Source organism: Modestobacter sp. KNN46-3 (assembly GCF_011039295.1).
Genome location: NZ_JAAKGN010000099.1, coordinates 1 through 17,667 on the forward strand (window position 1 = coordinate 1; position 17,667 = coordinate 17,667).

16 protein-coding genes are annotated in these 17,667 nt (G+C 74.5%); 12 read left to right on the forward strand and 4 right to left on the reverse strand.

Features of this window, described 5'->3' with window-relative positions; all coding sequences use genetic code 11:
* The 5 genes from G5C62_RS18140 to G5C62_RS18160 form a co-directional block, all read left to right on the forward strand.
* On the forward strand, nt 1-647 hold a 647-nt coding region (locus G5C62_RS18140; RefSeq protein ID WP_206330711.1), incomplete at its 5' end, for a maleylpyruvate isomerase family mycothiol-dependent enzyme.
* Between the two features lie 31 nt (nt 648-678).
* A complete protein-coding gene (gene upp / locus G5C62_RS18145) occupies nt 679-1,302 on the forward strand; it encodes a uracil phosphoribosyltransferase (RefSeq protein ID WP_036335473.1) in 624 nt (207 codons plus the stop codon).
* Between the two features lie 2 nt (nt 1,303-1,304).
* Complete coding sequence (locus G5C62_RS18150; protein ID WP_164702130.1) at nt 1,305-2,192, forward strand: Gfo/Idh/MocA family protein; 888 nt, start codon at nt 1,305-1,307, stop codon at nt 2,190-2,192.
* The gene (locus G5C62_RS18155; RefSeq protein ID WP_164702131.1) at nt 2,189-2,617 is read left to right on the forward strand and encodes a DUF805 domain-containing protein; all 429 of its coding nucleotides are present in this window, start codon (nt 2,189-2,191) and stop codon (nt 2,615-2,617) included. The genes G5C62_RS18150 and G5C62_RS18155 overlap by 4 nt, the downstream gene beginning before the upstream one ends.
* Nucleotides 2,618-2,645: 28 nt before the next feature.
* A complete protein-coding gene (locus tag G5C62_RS18160) occupies nt 2,646-3,086 on the forward strand; it encodes a DUF805 domain-containing protein (protein WP_164702132.1) in 441 nt (146 codons plus the stop codon).
* A 10-nt stretch (nt 3,087-3,096) separates the two neighbouring features.
* On the opposite strand, the gene G5C62_RS18165 is transcribed toward G5C62_RS18160, so the two are convergent.
* The 3 genes from G5C62_RS18165 to G5C62_RS18175 form a co-directional block, all read right to left on the reverse strand.
* The gene (locus G5C62_RS18165) at nt 3,097-4,725 is read right to left on the reverse strand and encodes a phospho-sugar mutase (protein ID WP_164702133.1); all 1,629 of its coding nucleotides are present in this window, start codon (nt 4,723-4,725) and stop codon (nt 3,097-3,099) included.
* Complete coding sequence (locus tag G5C62_RS18170; RefSeq protein WP_164702134.1) at nt 4,722-5,576, reverse strand: NAD(P)-dependent oxidoreductase; 855 nt, start codon at nt 5,574-5,576, stop codon at nt 4,722-4,724. The genes G5C62_RS18165 and G5C62_RS18170 overlap by 4 nt, the downstream gene beginning before the upstream one ends.
* A gap of 77 nt (nt 5,577-5,653) precedes the next feature.
* On the reverse strand, nt 5,654-6,472 hold the full coding sequence (locus tag G5C62_RS18175) for a purine-nucleoside phosphorylase (RefSeq protein ID WP_164702135.1): 819 nt from the start codon (nt 6,470-6,472) through the stop codon (nt 5,654-5,656).
* Nucleotides 6,473-6,546: 74 nt separating this feature from the next.
* On the opposite strand from G5C62_RS18175, the gene G5C62_RS18180 reads away from it, so the two are divergent.
* Genes G5C62_RS18180 through meaB form a run of 5 tightly spaced genes read left to right on the forward strand, consistent with a single transcriptional unit; the run spans nt 6,547 to nt 14,132 of the window.
* The gene (locus tag G5C62_RS18180; RefSeq protein WP_164702136.1) at nt 6,547-7,695 is read left to right on the forward strand and encodes a glutamate--cysteine ligase; all 1,149 of its coding nucleotides are present in this window, start codon (nt 6,547-6,549) and stop codon (nt 7,693-7,695) included.
* Nucleotides 7,692-8,936: an amidohydrolase gene (locus tag G5C62_RS18185; protein ID WP_241175970.1), complete on the forward strand. Its 1,245-nt coding sequence runs from the start codon at nt 7,692-7,694 to the stop codon at nt 8,934-8,936. The genes G5C62_RS18180 and G5C62_RS18185 overlap by 4 nt, the downstream gene beginning before the upstream one ends.
* Nucleotides 8,937-8,986: 50 nt before the next feature.
* Nucleotides 8,987-10,912, forward strand: coding sequence for a methylmalonyl-CoA mutase subunit beta (locus G5C62_RS18190; RefSeq protein WP_164702137.1), 1,926 nt, complete (start codon nt 8,987-8,989; stop codon nt 10,910-10,912).
* The gene (scpA, locus tag G5C62_RS18195; RefSeq protein WP_164702138.1) at nt 10,909-13,119 is read left to right on the forward strand and encodes a methylmalonyl-CoA mutase; all 2,211 of its coding nucleotides are present in this window, start codon (nt 10,909-10,911) and stop codon (nt 13,117-13,119) included. Before G5C62_RS18190 ends, scpA begins: the two co-directional genes overlap by 4 nt.
* The gene (meaB, locus tag G5C62_RS18200) at nt 13,116-14,132 is read left to right on the forward strand and encodes a methylmalonyl Co-A mutase-associated GTPase MeaB (RefSeq protein ID WP_164702139.1); all 1,017 of its coding nucleotides are present in this window, start codon (nt 13,116-13,118) and stop codon (nt 14,130-14,132) included. Before scpA ends, meaB begins: the two co-directional genes overlap by 4 nt.
* 3 nt (nt 14,133-14,135) lie before the next feature.
* On the opposite strand, the gene G5C62_RS18205 is transcribed toward meaB, so the two are convergent.
* Nucleotides 14,136-14,540, reverse strand: a complete 405-nt coding sequence (locus G5C62_RS18205) for a GtrA family protein (protein ID WP_241175972.1) — start codon at nt 14,538-14,540, stop codon at nt 14,136-14,138.
* 164 nt (nt 14,541-14,704) lie between these two features.
* Here G5C62_RS18205 and G5C62_RS18210 point away from each other — a divergent pair, with 164 nt between their 5' ends.
* Together G5C62_RS18210 and G5C62_RS18215 are read left to right on the forward strand one after the other, a co-directional pair.
* Nucleotides 14,705-16,114, forward strand: coding sequence for an NAD(P)H-quinone dehydrogenase (locus tag G5C62_RS18210; RefSeq protein WP_164702141.1), 1,410 nt, complete (start codon nt 14,705-14,707; stop codon nt 16,112-16,114).
* Nucleotides 16,115-16,295: 181 nt separating this feature from the next.
* On the forward strand, nt 16,296-17,667 hold a 1,372-nt coding region (locus G5C62_RS18215; RefSeq protein WP_206330712.1), incomplete at its 3' end, for a reprolysin-like metallopeptidase.

A 17,667-nucleotide genomic window follows, 5' to 3' on the forward strand; every position in this document is an offset into this window, starting at 1 on the left:
CCGTGCCCGAACCCCGCGTCGCCATGCTCCCCGAGGTCGCTGCTCAGCGGCGGGTGCTCGCCGACCTGCTCGACACCCTCCACGACCACGAGTGGACGACGCCCTCGCTCTGCCAGGGCTGGACGGTGCACGACGTGCTGGCCCACCTGACCCTCTCCACCCGGCAGTCCACCGCCGGCATGGTGCTGCGCATCCTGCGGGCCCGCGGCGACTTCGACCGGGCCGAGGCCCGCGCCGCCCGGGAACGCGCCGCTGCACACCCGCCGACCGTGCTCACCGCGCAGTTGCGCGAGACCGCGGCCCTCGACCGCCGGGTCGGGGTGTCCAGCCGCTGGGACCCGCTGGTCGACGTCCTCGTGCACAGCCAGGACATCGCCCGCCCACTCGGCCGTCGGCTGCCGACGCCACCCGACCTCGCCGTCCCGGCGCTTGAGCACGTCTGGTCCAACGTCTTCTACGGCCGCCCGGCCCGGCGGATGAGCGGGCTCCGCCTCGTGGCCACCGACACCGCCTGGGTGGGAGGCGACGGACCCGAGGTGTGCGGCACCGCCGGCGACCTCCTGCTGCTGGCCACCGGGCGACCGGTCTCGGCGTCCGGGGTCACCGGGCCGGGGGTCGGGGAGGCCGCTGCCCGGCTCCGCTCCTGACCTGCAGCCGCAGGCCGATACGGTGTGCGCCGTGCAGCTGACCGTCGTCGACCACCCGATCGCCCGCGCCCGACTGTCGCGGATGCGCGACGAGCGCACCGACAACGCCGCCTTCCGGGCCGCGCTGCGGGAGCTCACCCAGATCCTGGTCTACGAGGCCAGCCGCGACCTCGCCGTCGCCGAGGAGCCGATCACCACCCCGGTCACCGACACCACCGGCTACCGGCTGGCCGCACCGCCGCTGATCGTGCCGGTGCTGCGCGCGGGCCTCGGCATGGCCGACACCGCGCACGGGATGCTGCCGGAGTCGCAGATGGGCTTCGTCGGGCTGGCCCGCAACGAGGTGACCTTCCAGCCGGAGGCCTACATGGCCTCGCTGCCCGAGTCGCTCGTCGGCCGCCAGGTCTTCGTGCTCGACCCGATGCTGGCCACCGGCGGCTCGCTGGTGCACTGCTGCTCGCTGCTCACCGACCGCGGCTGCTCCGACATCACCGTGCTCTGCGCGCTGGCCGCCCCCGAGGGGCTGGAGCGGCTGGAGGCCAGCGGCCTGCCGCTGCGCGTCTTCACCGCCAGCGTCGACGAGCGGCTCAACGAGAACGCCTACATCGTCCCCGGCCTGGGTGACGCCGGGGACCGCCAGTTCGGCGCGGTCTGAGCATGCGGTTCGGCGTGCTCGGCACCGGCTTCTGGGCGACCGAGGTGCACGCCACCTCGCTGGCCGGGCACCCGGACGCCGAGCTGGTCGGCGTGTGGGGCCGGGACCTGGCCAAGGCGAAGGCGGCCGGGGCGCAGTTCGAGGTCCCCGGCACCGACGACCTCGACGCCCTGCTCGCCGACGTCGACGCGGTCAGCTTCGCGCTGCCGCCGGACGTGCAGGCGCCGCTCGCCGAGCGCGTGGCGGCCGCGGGCAAGCACCTGCTGCTGGAGAAGCCGGTGGCGCTGTCGGTCGCTGCAGCCGACCGGGTGGTCGCCGCGGTCGAGGACGCCGGGGTCGCCTCGGTGGTCTTCTTCACCAACCGTTTCCGGACGGCGACCTCCACCTGGCTCGAGCAGGCATCGCGCATCGCCCTGGCCGGCGGGGCGGTCACCTGGCTGGGCCGGCTGGCGGGTTCGCCGTTCGAGACGCCGTGGCGGCTGGAGCACGGCGCGCTGTGGGACGTCGGACCGCACGCGCTCTCCCTCCTGGTCCCGGCGCTCGGGCCGGTGAGCGCAGTGCAGGCCGGCGCCGGGCAGGGCGACACGGTCCACCTGGTGCTCATCCACCCCGAGGGCCGCGCGAGCACGGTGACCGTCTCGGCGACCGTGGCCGAGCTGGCCACCGGCATCGACATCTGGGTGCACGGGGACGCCGGCCGGCTGGTGCTGCTGCCCGAGTCCGGTACCGCGGTCGAGGCCCACGCGGTCGCCGTCGACGAGCTGCAGGCCGCTGCGCTGACCGGCGGGGCGCACCCGTGCGACGTCACCTTCGGGCGAGACGTCGTCCGGGTGCTGGAGGCGGCGCAACGGTCGTTGGCGACCGGCTGCCGGGAGAGCGTCGGGGGATGAGCGGGAACGACGGACGTGGGGGCCTGCTCGGCTGGTACGTGCCCACCGGGCGGATCCGGCGCAGCGACTGGTGGCTGCGGTACGTGCTGCTCATCGGCCTGTTCGGGCTGATGGCCTCGGTGGTGGACGCGCAGTGGTTCCCGGACAGCTGGCCCAGGTTCGAGGACCGGGAGGGCGTCGTCGACGTGGCCGACGTCCTCTGGTTCTTCCCCACCGAGGGCGGGCCGGTGACCGCGCTCGTCGCCCTCGCGCTCGCCGTGCCGAACGTCGCGGCCACCGTGACCCGGCTGCACGACCGCGACCACTCGGCCTGGTGGCTGCTCTGGGCGATCGTCCCGGTGTTCGGGTGGCTGGTGCTGTTCATCACGTGTGGCTTCCTCGGGACGCAGCCGCAGCCGAACCGGTACGGGCCACCTCCTCGCTGACCGGCGCTCGGCGAGGCAGACTGGACCCGTGGACTTCTGGCAGTGGTACGTGCGCCGGGGGCGCATCGACCGGAGCACCTGGTGGCTGCAGTACGCCCTGCCCATCGGGGTGCTCAGCGTGCTGGCCCTGATGGCCGACGTGGCCCTCGGCAACAGCTCGCTGGAGAGCATCGCGACGGGTGAGACCGGCTACGGGCCGATCGTGACGACGATCGGGCTGCTCGCTGCGCCTGCGTCGATCTCCAGTGGCGCCACCCGGCTGCACGACCGCGGCATGTCCGCGTGGTGGCTGCTGATCGGGTTGGTGCCGCTGTTCGGCCAGGTGGCGCTGCTGGTGATCACCGGCTTCCTCCGCGGCGACGGCGGCCCCAACCGGTACGGCCCGCCGCCGTCCGCTGCTCCGACCGTCGGCCAGCAGCCGCAGCCGGAGCCGGCACCCGAGCCGGAACGGCCGCCCTACTGGGGCTGACGCCGAGCGGTCACAACCCGAGGGCGGTGGCCATCTCCTCCCGCAGCCGGTCCAGCTGGTCCGTCCCCTGGCTGCGGGCCGCCGGCAGTCCGGCGGCGTCGGGCACCGGGACGACGGTCTCCAGGTAGGCCTTGAGCTTCGGCTCGGTGCCACTGGGCCGCACGATCACCCGCACGCCCTCGCCGGTCAGCCGGACCGCGTCCAGCGGGGGATCGGCGTGCTGCAGGTCGACCACCTCGACCTGCCGGCCGAGCAGCTGGGCCGGCGGCTGGGCGCGCAGCCGGGTCATCGCGCCGGAGATCAGCGTCAGGTCCTCGACCCGCACCGAGTACTGGCCGGTGGCGTACAGGCCGTGCTCGACCGCCAGCTCGTCGAGCCGGTCGGTCAGCGTGCGGCCGTCGACGGCGAGCTCGGCGGCCAGCAGCGCCACCGCCAGGGCGGCGGAGACGCCGTCCTTGTCGTGCGCGACCGAGGGTGACACCGCGTAGCCCAGCGCCTCCTCGTAGCCGAAGACCAGCGGCGCCGCCGCCGACCCGGCCCGGATGATCCACTTGAAGCCGGTCGGCGTCTGCTCGAACGGCGCACCGTGCGCTCCGGCGATCGTGCCCAGCAGTGAGCCGCTGACCAGCGAGTTCGCGTAGGTGCCGCGCACGCCCCGGCGGAGCAGCCAGTCGCCCAGCAGCACCCCCACCTCGTCGCCGGTCAGCTGCCGCCCACCGACCACCACCGAGCAGCGGTCGGCGTCCGGGTCCTCGGCGATCGCGACGTCGGCGCCGGTGCGGTCGGCCAGCGCGGTCAGCAGGTCGACCGCACCCGGCTCCTCCGGGTTGGGGAAGGCGACCGTCGGGAACGCCGGGTCGGGCCGGTCCTGCTCCGCGACGCAGTGCAGCGCGGCGAAGCCGCCGGCCTCGAACACCCGCTGGGTGGTCGCCGAACCCACGCCGTGCATCGCGGTGTAGGCCACCACGAGACGTCGGCGGGCCGTGGCGTCCACCCGGCCGGGCTCCAGGGCGCGCACCACCGCGGCGACGTAATCGGCCTCGACGTCGTCGCCGAGGGTGGTCCAGTCGTCCCCGAGCGGGATGTCGCGGGCCGGGCCGATGGCCGCGATCGCGGCCTCGATCTCCCGGTCGGCCGGCGGCACCAGCTGGGCACCGTCGGCGAGGTAGACCTTGTAGCCGTTGTCCTGCGGCGGGTTGTGGCTGGCGGTGACCATCACCCCGGCGACCGCGCCCAGGTGCCGGACGGCGTAGGACAGCACCGGCGTGGGCAGTGGGCGGGGCAGCACCGAGACGGCGAACCCGGCGCCGGTGAGGACGGCGGCGGAGACGTGCGCGAACTCGTCGGAGCGGTGCCGGGCGTCGTAGCCGATGACCACGCCGCGCCCACCCTGGCCGGTGTCGGTGAGGTACCGGGCCAGCCCGGCGGCGGCGCGGCTGACCACGGCGGCGTTCATCCCGGCCGGGCCGGCGCGCAGCGGGCCGCGGAGCCCGGCGGTGCCGAAGGTCAGCGGCCCGGTGAACCGGCGCTGCAGCTCGGTCGCGTCACCTGCGTCGACCAGGGCCTCGATCTCCGCGCGGTCACCGGCGTGCGGGTCGGCGGCGGCCCAGGCGCGGGCGGTGGCCAGCAGGTCGGTCATCGCGGGCCCCCGCTCGGCTGGACCGGCCCCTGCGCTGCCTCGACCACGTCGACGTCCACACCGGGCAGCGTGTACTCCCCGCCCACCCGGGCGTGCACCGGGTCGGCCGGGTCCGCCTCGCCCTGGGCGGCGATCAGCTCGGCGGCGTACGCCTCCGCGTCGTCGGCCGGCTCGTAGCCCAGCGCACGGGCGGCGGTGAGGTCCCACCAGCCGCGGGTGTTCGCCGAGACGCCCCAGACCACCCGGAAGCCGGGGGAGGGCGCGCGCAGCGCCGCGTCGACCAGCCGCACGGTGTCGCCGGGGGAGAGCCAGGTGGCCAGCTGACGGACCGTGGTCGGCCGGGGGAAGGCGCTGCCGATCCGCAGGCAGACGACGTCCAGGCCGTACCGGTCGGCGTACAGCGAGCCGAGCGCCTCCATGGTCACCTTGGCCACCCCGTAGTAGGTGTCCGGGCGCGGGGGAGCGTCGGCCTCGGTGAGCAGGCCGGACTCCGGCCGGGGGGTGAAGCCGCTGGCGTGGTTGCTGCTGGCCAGCACCACGCGGCGGACGCCGGCCTTCCGGGCGGCCTCCAGCGCGGTGCGGGTGGTCTCGATGTGCGAGCGGACGATCGCCGGCCAGGTCGCCTCGCCGAGGATGCCGGCCAGGTGGACCACGGCGGCCGCGCCCTGCGCCGCCCCGGTCACCGCGGGCAGGTCGGCGGCATCGGCCACCAGGTGCTCCTCGCCCGGGCGGGGGTCCTCGATCGGCACCACGTCCAGGCTGCGCAGCGCCCAGCCGCGCTCCGGCAGCCCGCCGCGCAGCGCCGTCCCGAGCCCGCCGGCGGCGCCGGTGACCAGGACCGGCCCGGTCACGGTGCTCGACGGTTTGCCCCCGCGGGCCGCTCCGCTCCTCGCTCGTTCCTCGCTGCGATGCTCACGGCCCTCTCCGCTCACGGCATCCGCCCGATCAGCTCCACCAGGAAGGCGCCCAGCCGGCCGGCCGCGGCCTTGCCCGCCTCCAGCACCTCGAGGTGGTCCAGGGTTTCGCCGGTGATGCCGGCGGCGGCGTTGGTGACCATCGACAGGCCGAACACCTCCAACCCGGCCGCCCGGGCGGCGATCGCCTCCAGCGCGGTGGACATGCCGACCAGGTCCGCGCCCAGCGTGGTGAGCATCCGGATCTCGGCCGGGGTCTCGAAGTGCGGGCCGGGCAGCGCCGCGTAGACGCCCTCGGTCAGCGACGGGTCGATCTCCTTGGCCAGGGTGCGCAGCCGGGCGGAGTACAGGTCGGTGAGGTCGACGAAGGTGGCGCCCACCAGCGGCGATCGGGCGGTCATGTTCAGGTGGTCGCTGATCAGCACCGCCTGCCCGACCCGGTGGTCGGGGGCCAGGCCGCCGGCGGCGTTGGTGAGGACGACGGTCCGCACCCCGGCCGCGGCGGCGGTGCGGATGCCGTGCACCACCGGCTCGACCCCGCGGCCCTCGTAGAGGTGCGTGCGGCCGAGGAAGAGCAGCACCTTGCGCGCGCCGACCTGCACCGAGCGGATCTCCCCGCCGTGCCCGGTGACGGTCGGGGCGGCGAACCCGGGCAGGTCGCCGATGGCCACGCTGGCCAGCGTCTCGCCGAAGGCGTCGGCGGCCGGGGCCCAGCCCGAGCCCATCACCACGGCGACGTCGTGGCCCTCGCCCAGGGTGGTGGTCAGCTGCTCGGCCGCCTGGGCGGCGAGGGCGGCGGGATCGGCAGGGTGCGCGGGGGTCGGCTGGCTCACCCCGTGAGCATAGGAAGGGCGGGCGGGTCGCTCATCGTCCGGCGGGGGGCCGCCGCCCTCTCTAGACTCGCGGGGTGCAGATCCCCTTCCACTCGTCCGAGCGCGCCAGCCTGGGAGTGGAGTGGGAGCTGCAGCTCATCGACCCCCAGACCCGCGAGCTGACCTCCGGCGCCACCGAGATCCTCGCCGAGCTCACCCCCGACGGCCTCGACGAGCACCCCAAGGCCAAGCACGAGCTGCTGCAGTCGACGATCGAGATCATCACCGGGATCTGCAGCACCGTCGCCGAGGCGAAGGCCGACCTGGCCGGCACCCTGGCCGAGGTGGTCGCCGCCGCCGAGCGGCGCGGCCTGGGCGTGATGTGCGCCGGCAGCCACCCGTTCACCCGGTGGGACAGCCAGGAGATCTCGCCGAAGGAGCGCTACGCGGAGCTCGTCGAGCGGATGCAGTGGCCGGCCCGGCGGCTGCAGATCTTTGGGGTGCACGTGCACGTCGGCGTCCGCTCGCCCGACAAGATCATCCCGATCGTGAACGCGCTCACGCAGTACGTGCCGCACTTCCTGGCGCTGTCGGCGTCCTCGCCCTACTGGTCCGGCTGCGACACCGGGCTGGCGTCGGCCCGCACCAAGGTGTTCGAGGCGATGCCGACCGCCGGGCTGCCCTACCAGCTGGCCGACTGGGGCGAGTTCGAGGAGTACATGGGCACGCTGATCGACGCGGGCGCCATCGAGAGCGTCCGCGAGGTGTGGTGGGACATCCGCCCGCACCCGGACTTCGGCACCGTCGAGCTCCGGATCTGCGACGGCCTGCCCACCCTCGACGAGATCGGTGCCGTCGCCGCGCTCGCCCAGTGCCTGGTCGAGCAGTTCGACACCCAGCTCGACCGTGGCTACACCCTGCCCTCGCCGGCGGACTGGGTCGTGCGGGAGAACAAGTGGCGGGCGGTGCGCTACGGGCTGGACGCCGAGATCGTCGTCGACGAGCAGTGCACCGTGCGCCCGGTGCGCGAGGCGATCGCCGACGTGGTCGAGGAGCTGCTGCCGACCGCCCGCAAGCTCGGCTGCGAGGACGAGCTCCTCGACGTCCGGCGGGTGCTGGACGCCGGCGCCTCCTACCAGCGCCAGCGCGCCGTGGCCGCCGCGCACGACGGTGAGCTCCCGCCGGTGGTCGACAGCCTGCTCGCCGAGCTCCGCGACGGGCTGCCGACGACGGGGACGGCGTGAGCGGCGGGGAGACGACCAGCGCGGTGGAGCTCCACGGCCAGACCGTCGACGCCTGGTCGGAGGCACACCAGGACGAGCTGGTCGCCGTCCGGCGGCACCTGCACGCCCACCCCGAGCTGGGCTTCGTCGAGCACGAGACCACCGCCTTCCTGGAGCAGCGGCTCACCGCGGCGGGCCTCGCGCCCCGCCGGCTGAAGTCCGGCACCGGGCTGGTCTGTGACGTCGGGGGCGACCCGGACGCCGGGCCGGTCGTCGTGCTGCGCGCCGACATCGACGCGCTGCCGCTGGCCGACCTCAAGGACGTCCCGTACGCCTCCACCCGCGAGGGGCTCTGCCACGCCTGCGGCCACGACGTGCACACCACCGTGCTGCTCGGGGTCGCGCTGGCGCTGGCCTCGCTGGACGAGCTGCCCGGCACCGTCCGGTGCGTCTTCCAGCCCGCCGAGGAGCAAGTGCCCGGTGGGGGGCTGGAGGTCCTCGACGAAGGCGTGCTGGCCGGTGCGACCCGCGCGTTCGCACTGCACTGCGACCCCTCGCTGACGGCCGGGTCGGTCGGGCTGCGCACCGGCGCGATCACCGCGGCCTGTGACCGGGTGGAGGTGACGCTCACCGGTCCGGGTGGGCACACCGCCCGGCCGCAGCTGACCGTCGACCTGGTGCACGCGATGGGCCAGGTGGTCACCGAGGTGCCCGGGCTGCTGTCCCGGCTGGTCGACCCGCGGGCCGGCGTGTCGTTGGTGTGGGGTGCGATCAGCGCGGGGGTGGCGGCCAACACCATCCCGGAGACCGGCCAGCTGCGCGGCACGCTGCGGGTGCTCGACCGCGCGGTGTGGAGCGAGGCCGAGGAGCTCGTGCGCCGGCTGGTCACCGACGTCGCGACCGCCTCGGGAGCCCGGGTGTCGATCGACTACGTGCGCGGGGTGCCGCCGGTGGTCAACGACCCGCGCAGCGTGGCCCTGCTCCGCTCCGCCGCGCTGGAGACGGTGGGCAGCGAGGGCGTGGCGCTGTCCCCGCAGAGCATGGGCGGGGAGGACTTCGGCTGGTTCGCCGAGGTGCTGCCGATCGCGCTCGCCCGGCTGGGCACGCACGGCAGCGGCGAGACGTTGGACCTGCACCGCGGCACCTTCGACGTCGACGAGCGGGCGATCGGGGTGGGGGTGCGGTTGCTGGCCCGCACGGCGCTGCACGCGCTGGCGGCCGATGCCGTACCCGCTGGTACACCCGTCGGCCCGGCCCTGTAGACCTCTTCCGACGCACTTCCCTCAGGCACCTGAGAGGCGGGGACCCGACGATGAGCTCCACCGACCAGCGCCCCACGGGCCCGCCGGCCGAGCCGGCCGCGCCCGAGCTGCTGACCCTGGCCGGGGAGTTCCCCGCGGCCAGCCGGGACCAGTGGCGCGACCTGGTGGCCGGGGTGCTGCGCAAGGCCGGCCGGGACGAACTGCCCGAGCCGGTGGAGGACGCGCTGGCGCGCACCGTCGCCACCGGGGTGACCGTCGCCCCGCTCTACACCGCCGAGGACGCCGGGGACCTGCCCGCGCTGGCCGGCGTACCGGGGCTCCCGCCGTTCGTCCGCGGGTCCCGGGCCGGTGCCGCCGGGGTGACCGCGGCCGGGGGCGCCGACCCCGACGTCCCGGCCGGCTGGGACGTGCGGCAGCGGCACGCCGACCCCGACGTGGCGCGCACCCGGGACGCGATCGCCGCCGACCTGGAGAACGGCGTCTCCTCGCTGTGGCTGGTGGTCGGCGACGGTGCGGTGCCGGCCGACGCGCTGGGCGAGGTGCTGGCCGACGTCCTGCTGGACCTGGCACCGGTGACCCTGCAGGGCGGGGTGCCGGCGGCGGAGGCGTTCCTCGCGCTGGTCGAGGGGCGCACCGACCTGGCGCCCGGCGGCTGCCTGGGGCTTGACCCGCTGGGCGTGCAGGCCGCGACGGGCGAGCAGCAGGACCTCACCGGCCTGGCCGACCTGGCCCGCCGCGCCCCCGCGGGCTGGCGCACCGTCGTCGTCGACGGCACGGTGTTCGCCGACGCCGGGGGCTCGGTGGTGGAGGAGCTCGGGTGTGCGGTCGCCGCCGGGGTGGCCTACCTGCGGGCGCTCACCGAGGGCGGGCTGGACGTCGGCGATGCCTTCGGGCAGTTGGAGTTCCGGCTGTCGGCGAGCGCCGACCAGTTCACCGCCATCGCCGCGCTGCGGGCGGCGCGCCGGCTGTGGGACCGGGTCGGGGAGGCCAGCGGCGTGCCGGCCGAGGCGCGCGCGATGCGCCAGCACGCGGTCACCTCGAACGTGATGGTCACCCGGCACGACCCGTGGGTGAACATGCTGCGCACCACGGTCGCCTGCTTCGCCGCCGGTGTCGGCGGTGCCGACGTGGTGACGGTGCAGCCCTTCGATGCCGCGCTCGGGCTGCCCGACGCCTTCGCCCGGCGGATCGCCCGCAACACCCAGAGCCTGCTGGTGGAGGAGGCGCACCTCGCCCGGGTGCTCGACCCGGCCGGCGGCTCCTGGTACGTCGAGTCGCTCACCGAGTCCCTCGCCCAGGCCGCCTGGTCCTGGTTCACCGAGGTCGAGCGGGCCGGCGGGCTGGCCGCGGCGCTCTCCTCCGGGCTGGTCGCCGACCGCATCGGCGCTGCCTGGGCGGAGCGGCAGGAGCGGGTGGCGCACCGCACCGACGCGATCACCGGCGTCACCGAGTTCCCGAACCCGACCGAGGTGCTGCCCAGCCGCCGTCCGGCCGCCGAGGCGCTGCCGCCCGCCCCGGGCGGGCTGCCGCGGGTGCGGGCCGCGCAGGCGTTCGAGCAGCTGCGCGACCGGGTCGAGTCCGTCGATCCCCGCCCGCGGGTGCACCTGGCCACGATCGGGCCGGTCGCCCGGCACACCGCCCGGGCCACGTTCGCGGCCAACCTGTTCGGTGCCGGGGGGCTGGCGGCGCCGACCGGGGACGGGGTGGACGGCCTCGCCGGGACGACGGTGGCCTGCATCTGCGGCACCGACCGGGACTACGCCGACTCCGCCGCCTCGCTCGCCGCAGAGCTGCGGGCCGCCGGCGCCGCCCAGGTCTGGCTGGCCGGGCCGCCGTCCCTGGCGGTGGACGGGGTCGACGGCTACGTGCACGCCGGGTGCGACGCCCTGGAGGTCCTGACGACGGTCCTCGCCGACCTCCTCCCCGACCACCAAGATGGCCATTTCGGTGGTCCTGACCAGGAGGTGTCGGCATGAGCGCGATCCCCGACTTCGGCGACCTGGAGCTGGGCCGCCGCGAGCCGACGGCGACGCCGGACGACTGGGCGAAGGCCTACGCCGACGCCACCGGCCGGGACGTCGGCGAGGCGACCTGGCAGACGCCGGAGGGGATCGCCGTCCCGCCGCTGTTCACCGCCGCCGACCTGGCCGACGTCGACTTCCTGGACACCCTCCCGGGCATCGCGCCCTACCTGCGCGGGCCCTACCCGACGATGTACACGACCCAGCCGTGGACGGTGCGGCAGTACGCCGGGTTCTCCACGGCGTCGGCGTCCAACGCCTTCTACCGGCGCAACCTGGCCGCCGGGCAGAAGGGCCTGTCGGTCGCCTTCGACCTGCCCACCCACCGGGGTTACGACTCCGACCACCCGCGCGTGGTCGGCGACGTGGGGATGGCGGGGGTGGCGATCGACTCGATCCTGGACATGCGGCAGCTGTTCGACGGCATCCCGCTGGACCGGATGAGCGTGTCGATGACGATGAACGGCGCCGTGCTGCCGGTGCTGGCGCTCTACGTGGTGGCGGCGGAGGAGCAGGGGGTGAGCCCGGACCAGCTCACGGGGACGATCCAGAACGACATCCTCAAGGAGTTCATGGTCCGCAACACCTACATCTACCCGCCGAAGCCCTCGATGCAGATCATCAGCGACATCTTCAGCTTCACCTCCACCCAGATGCCGCGGTTCAACTCGATCTCCATCTCCGGCTACCACATCCAGGAGGCCGGGGCGACGGCCGATCTGGAGCTGGCCTACACCCTCGCCGACGGGGTGGAGTACCTGCAGGCGGGCAAGGCAGCGGGCCTGGACGTCGACGTGTTCGCGCCCCGGCTGAGCTTCTTCTGGGGCATCGGCATGAACTTCTTCATGGAGGTCGCCAAGCTGCGGGCCGGCCGGCTGCTGTGGGCGAAGCTGGTGAAGGAAGCGGGGGCGACCAAGGAGAAGTCGATGTCGCTGCGCACCCACTGCCAGACCTCGGGCTGGTCGCTGACCGCGCAGGACGTCTACAACAATGTCGTCCGCACCTGCCTGGAGGCGATGGCCGCCACGCAGGGGCACACCCAGTCGCTGCACACCAACGCCCTGGACGAGGCGCTCGCGCTGCCGACGGACTTCTCCGCCCGGATCGCCCGCAACACCCAGCTGCTGCTGCAGCAGGAGTCGGGGACGACGCGGGTCATCGACCCGTGGGGTGGGTCGGCGTACGTGGAGAAGCTGACCTACGACCTGGCCCGCCGGGCGTGGGCGCACATCCAGGAGGTCGCCGAGCACGGGGGCATGGCGCAGGCGATCGACGACGGCATCCCGAAGTTGCGGATCGAGGAGGCCGCGGCCCGCACCCAGGCCCGGATCGACTCCGGCCGCCAGCCGGTGATCGGGGTGAACAAGTACCGGGTCGAGTCCGACGAGGCGGTCGACGTGCTCCGGGTCGACAACGCCGACGTGCTGGCCCAGCAGAAGGCGAAGCTGGCCGAGTTGCGCGCCTCCCGGGACGGGGCCGCGGTGACCGAGGCGCTGGGCCGGCTGACCGATGCCGCCCGCGCCGCGGCCGACGGTCGGCGCGGCAGCGACCTGGACGCCAACCTGCTGAAGCTGGCCGTCGACGCCGCACGGGCGAAGGCGACGGTGGGGGAGATCTCCGACGCGCTGGAGGCGGTCTACGGGCGGCACTCCGGCCAGGTGCGCACCATCTCCGGGGTGTACCGAGACGAGGCAGGAGGGTCCGGCCCGGTGGAGGAGACCCGTGCGCTGGCGTCGGCGTTCGCCGAGGCCGAGGGGCGCCGGCCGCGGATCCTGGTGGCGAAGATGGGCCAGGACGGGCACGACCGCGGGCAGAAGGTGATCGCCACCGCCTTCGCCGACCTCGGGTTCGACGTCGACGTCGGCCCGCTGTTCCAGACGCCGGAGGAGGTCGCCCGGCAGGCCGTCGAGGCCGACGTGCACGTGGTCGGCGTCTCCTCGCTCGCCGCCGGCCACCTCACGCTGGTGCCCGCGCTGCGCGACGCCCTCGCCGAGCTCGGGGCCGACGACGTCCTGGTCGTGGTGGGCGGGGTGATCCCGCCGGACGACGTCCCGACCCTGAAGGAGATGGGCGCGGCCGCCGTCTTCCCGCCCGGCACGGTGATCGCCGACGCTGCACAGGACCTGCTCCGCACCCTCTCCACCCGGCTCGGCCACTCGTGACGGAGGGCCAAAGTCGCGACTTTGGCCCCTCGGTCGGCCGGTCCGTCGACGTCCCCGGGTTGACCGAGGGGGTGCTCGCCGGGGACCGGCGGGCGATGGCGCGGGCGATCACGCTGGTCGAGTCGCGCCGCGCCGACCACAGGGAGGCCGCCCAGGAGCTGCTGGTGCACCTGCTGCCGCACGCCGGGAACGCCCGGCGGGTGGGGATCAGCGGGGTCCCCGGGGTCGGGAAGTCGACGTTCATCGACTCCCTCGGCGTCGACCTCACCGCGGCCGGGTCGAAGGTGGCGGTGCTCGCCGTCGACCCGTCGTCGGCCCGGTCCGGTGGCTCGATCCTGGGCGACAAGACCCGGATGGCCCGCCTCGCCGTCGACCCGAACGCGTTCATCCGGCCCGCGCCCACCGCCGGCACGCTCGGTGGCGTCGCACAGGCGACCCGGGAGTCGATGGTCGTGGTCGAGGCGGCCGGTCACGACGTCGTCCTGGTGGAGACCGTCGGCGTCGGCCAGTCGGAGGTCGCCGTCGCGGAGATGGTCGACTCCTTCCTCTTCCTCACCCTGGCCCGCACCGGTGACCAGCTGCAGGGGATCAAGCGCGGCATCCTGGAGATCGCCGACGTCATCGCGGTCAACAAGGCCGACGGCCCCGGGGAGGTCGACGCCCGCCGCGCCGCCCGCGAGCTGGCCGGGGCCATGCGGATGCTGCGCGGCGAAGCCGTCCCCGTGCTCACCTGTGCGGGGCTCAGCGGCGCGGGGCTGGCCGAGGTCTGGGCCGCGGTGGTCCAGCACCAGGACCGGATGCGGGCCGCGGGGCAGCTCGACGAGCGGCGCCGGACGCAGCAGGTGCGCTGGACCTGGCAGCTGGTCCGCGACGGGCTGGAGCACCAGCTGCGCGAGCACCCCGCGGTGCGGTCGGCGGCGCCGGAGCTGGAGACGGCGGTGCTGGCCGGCGAGCTCACCCCGGCGCTGGCCGCGCGCCGGCTGCTGGACGCCTTCGGGACCTCCCCGGCGTGACCCTCAGCTCCGGAAGACGACGGTCCGCAGCATCACGAAGTTGACCGCCGTGCCGAACCCCTGGGAGATCGCCCAGGCCAGCGTGATGGTCCACGAGCGCTCGGGGAGGACGGCGAGCGCGAGCGCGTTCACACCGAGGATGACGAAGAAGGTCGTGCTGTAGAGCAGCGTGAAGCCGAGCGCCCGGTTGCGGCCACCTGCCACCCGGAACGCCCACCGCCGGTTCAGTGCATAGGCGGTGGTCGTGCCGCAGACGAAGCTCAGTGCCCGGGCGGCGTGCACCCACAGGCCGAGGTGCAGGGCGAGGGTGTAGACGGCGAGGTCGACGACGGCGCTCAACAGGCCGACGACGACGAAGCGGACCAGCTGTCCCCACAGGTCGCCCGGCCTCTGCTGCTCGGTGGTCACGTCGTCCTCAGCTCGCGTTCGACCCGTCCACCGCATGGACGCCCATCGGCACGAGCGTAACGAGCACGCCGTACGGTGCCCGCCCGCGTGGGTGGGCGACGGCGGACACGGCAACAGGGACAATGGCGGGTGCACACATCGGTCCAGCACTGGGAGCAGCACCCATGACCCGCATCGTGATCATCGGCGGCGGCCCGGCCGGGTACGAGGCCGCGCTCGTCGCCGCCCAGCTCGGCGCGGACGTCACCGTCGTCGAGCGCGACGGCATCGGCGGTGCCAGCGTGCTGACCGACTGTGTGCCGTCCAAGACCTTCATCGCCTCCGCCGGTGCGATGACCTGGGTGCGCGACTCCGTCGCCCTGGGGGTCACCGGTACCGAGCTGGGCCGCGCGGCTCTCGACCTGGCGACGGTGAACAGCCGGATCAAGGGCCTGGCGGTCGCCCAGTCCTCGGACATCCACCACCGCCTGGAGTCCGAGGGGGTGCGGATCATCCGTGCCTCGGCCCGGCTCGCCGACGAGGCGCGCGGGCTGACCGTGCACCGGGTCGAGGTGCTGGACGCCGACGGACAGGTCGCCGAGACGATCGAGGGCGACGTGGTGCTCATCGCCACCGGCGCCGACCCGCGGGTGCTGCCGGGCGCCGAGCCGGACGGTGAGCGGATCCTGTCCTGGCGCGACGTCTACGAGCTCGACGAGATGCCCGAGCACCTGATCGTGATCGGCTCCGGCGTCACCGGGGCGGAGTTCGCCTCCGGCTACCTGGAGGCCGGCGTGCCGGTCACCCTGGTGTCCTCGCGCGACCAGGTGCTCCCCGGGGAGGACGCGGACGCCGCGGCCGTCGTCGAGGAGGTCTTCCAGTCCCGGGGTGGCCGGATCGCCGAGCGCAGCCGCGCGGAGAAGGTCGTGCGCACCGAGAAGGGCGTCCGGGTCGAGCTGACCGACGGCCGCGTCGTCGAGGGGTCGCACGCGCTGATGACCGTGGGCACCGTCCCCAACAGCGGCGGGATGAACCTGGAGGCCTGTGGGGTCGAGCTCACGCCGGCCGGGCACGTCGTCGTCGACCGGGTGTCCCGCACCACGGTCGCCGGCGTCTACGCCGCCGGCGACGTGACCGGCGTCTTCCAGCTCGCCTCCGTCGCCGCCATGCAGGGCCGGATCGCCATGTGGCACGCCCTCGGCGAGGCGGTCGCGCCGATCCGGTTGAAGACCGTCTCGGCCAACGTCTTCACCCACCCGGAGATCGCCACCGTCGGCGTGCAGGAGAAGACGCTGACCGAGGACGCCGACGTCGAGGTCGTCCGGTTGCCGCTGGCCACCAACGCCCGGGCCAAGATGGGCGACCTGCACAGCGGGTTCGTCAAGCTGTTCACCCGCCGCTCCACCGACGTCGTCGTCGGCGGTGTCGTGGTCGCCCCGGGGGCGTCGGAGCTGATTCTGCCAATCGCGCTCGCGGTCACGAAGGGCCTGACCGCCGGGGACCTGGCGCAGACCTTCGCGATCTACCCGTCGCTGTCCGGGTCGATCACCGAGGCCGGCCGCCGGCTGATGGGGATCGAGGACGAGCACAGCTGACCCCCGGGGCGCTGCCCCCGAGCGTCCCGGCCGGGAGCCCGTGGGCGGCCTGGGATCGTCCACTCCAGTTCTGCGGTGATCGTGCCGATCCTGATCGAGATCCCTTCTCGGTCAGGAGCTCCCCGTGCACTTCCACCACCGACTGCGCCTCCGTTCCGGAGGACTGGTCACGGTCTCAGTCGTGCTGGCTGGGATGCTCGCGACCGGCCCGGGCCACGCCCGCGCGGACGACGCGTCATCGGCCACTCCGACCGTCACCGCCGACGCGACCGAGGCACCCACGGCGACCGAGGCACCGGCGACCTCTGCGGCGCCGCTGACCTCCGAGGCGCCGGTCACGACCGAGGCGCCGACGACGACCGAGGCACCGACGACGACCGAGGCGCCGGCGACGACCGAGGCACCGGTCACGACAGAGGTGCCGGCGACGACCACCGTGGAAGCGGCGGACGACGCGGCCGCGCCCGAGCCCGAGCCCGGTGACATCGTGCTGGGTGAGCTGGTGCAGGCCTACGCGGACCCGGCTCCGTCCGACCCGGGCCACGAGGCGGAAGCCGAGCACGATGCGGCCGAGCACGACGAGGCCGGACACGACGAGGCCGGACACGACGAGGCCGGACACGACGACACACTGCTCAGCTGGGTGCAGACCGAGTCCGGCGACACGGTCCGGGTCTCCACCGGTGACGTGACGGACGTGGAGACGGGTGCCACCGTCCAGGTGACCCTGGGCGCCGAGGTCCAGGACACCGCCGCGGTGGAGGGGCTGGAGCCGGCACACGAACTCGTCGCCGCTGAGGTCCTCGCCGCATCCGAGGAGCCGGTGACGGCCCCCACGGTGGCCGCGGTCAACCACGAGGTCACCGTCGTGCTGATGCAGCCCGGGGGCTTCGCCCGCGATTCCACCACCCTCGCGACCCTGACGAACGTGGTGAACGGCGCGGTGGGCGACTTCTGGGAGCAGCAGTCCGCCGGCGCAGCGCGCTTCGGCGTGGTGGCCGGGTTCGACTGGGCGACGACGACCGCGACCTGCAGCGACCCGTTCGCCCTGTGGCAGGCCGCCGCCGATCGGGCGGGCTGGACCGCGGGGGCACGCAAGCACCTCCTCGTCTACGTGCCCTCCGGGGCGCCGGGCTGCAGCTACGGCCTGGGCACCCTGGGCACGAGCATCGACAGCGGCGGGCTCGCCTACGTCCAGGCCCCGGCCACCTCCGTGGTGGCACACGAGTTCGGGCACAACATGGGGCTGAACCACTCGTCGCAGCTCCAGTGCTCGGCAACGGTGGAGGAGTCGGCGGCCTCGACGTGTCAGGTCAGCTCCTACCGTGACTACTACGACGTCATGGGGATCTCCTGGGGCCAGGTGGGGAGCCTGAGCGCTCTCCACGCGAGCGCCCTGGGCGTCCTGCCGGCCGCGCAGCAGGTGGAGGTGACCCCGGCCAGCGGGGCGGGGGTCCACACGCTCTCACCCATCTCCGGGTCCAGCGGCACGCGAGCGGTGAAGCTGACCGCCTCCAGCAAGGTCGCCTACTGGCTGGAGTTCCGGCCGGGCA

Bases quoted from the DNA above. Each gene is read 5' to 3' on its own strand.
- scpA (WP_164702138.1), top strand. From the start codon at position 10,909: ATGAGCGCGATCCCCGACTTCGGCGACCTGGAGCTGGGCCGCCGCGAG.
- G5C62_RS18155 (WP_164702131.1), top strand. From the start codon at position 2,189: ATGAGCGGGAACGACGGACGTGGGGGCCTGCTCGGCTGGTACGTGCCC.
- G5C62_RS18165 (WP_164702133.1), bottom strand. From the start codon at position 4,725: ATGACCGACCTGCTGGCCACCGCCCGCGCCTGGGCCGCCGCCGACCCG.
- G5C62_RS18190 (WP_164702137.1), top strand. From the start codon at position 8,987: ATGAGCTCCACCGACCAGCGCCCCACGGGCCCGCCGGCCGAGCCGGCC.
- G5C62_RS18150 (WP_164702130.1), top strand. From the start codon at position 1,305: ATGCGGTTCGGCGTGCTCGGCACCGGCTTCTGGGCGACCGAGGTGCAC.
- G5C62_RS18210 (WP_164702141.1), top strand. From the start codon at position 14,705: ATGACCCGCATCGTGATCATCGGCGGCGGCCCGGCCGGGTACGAGGCC.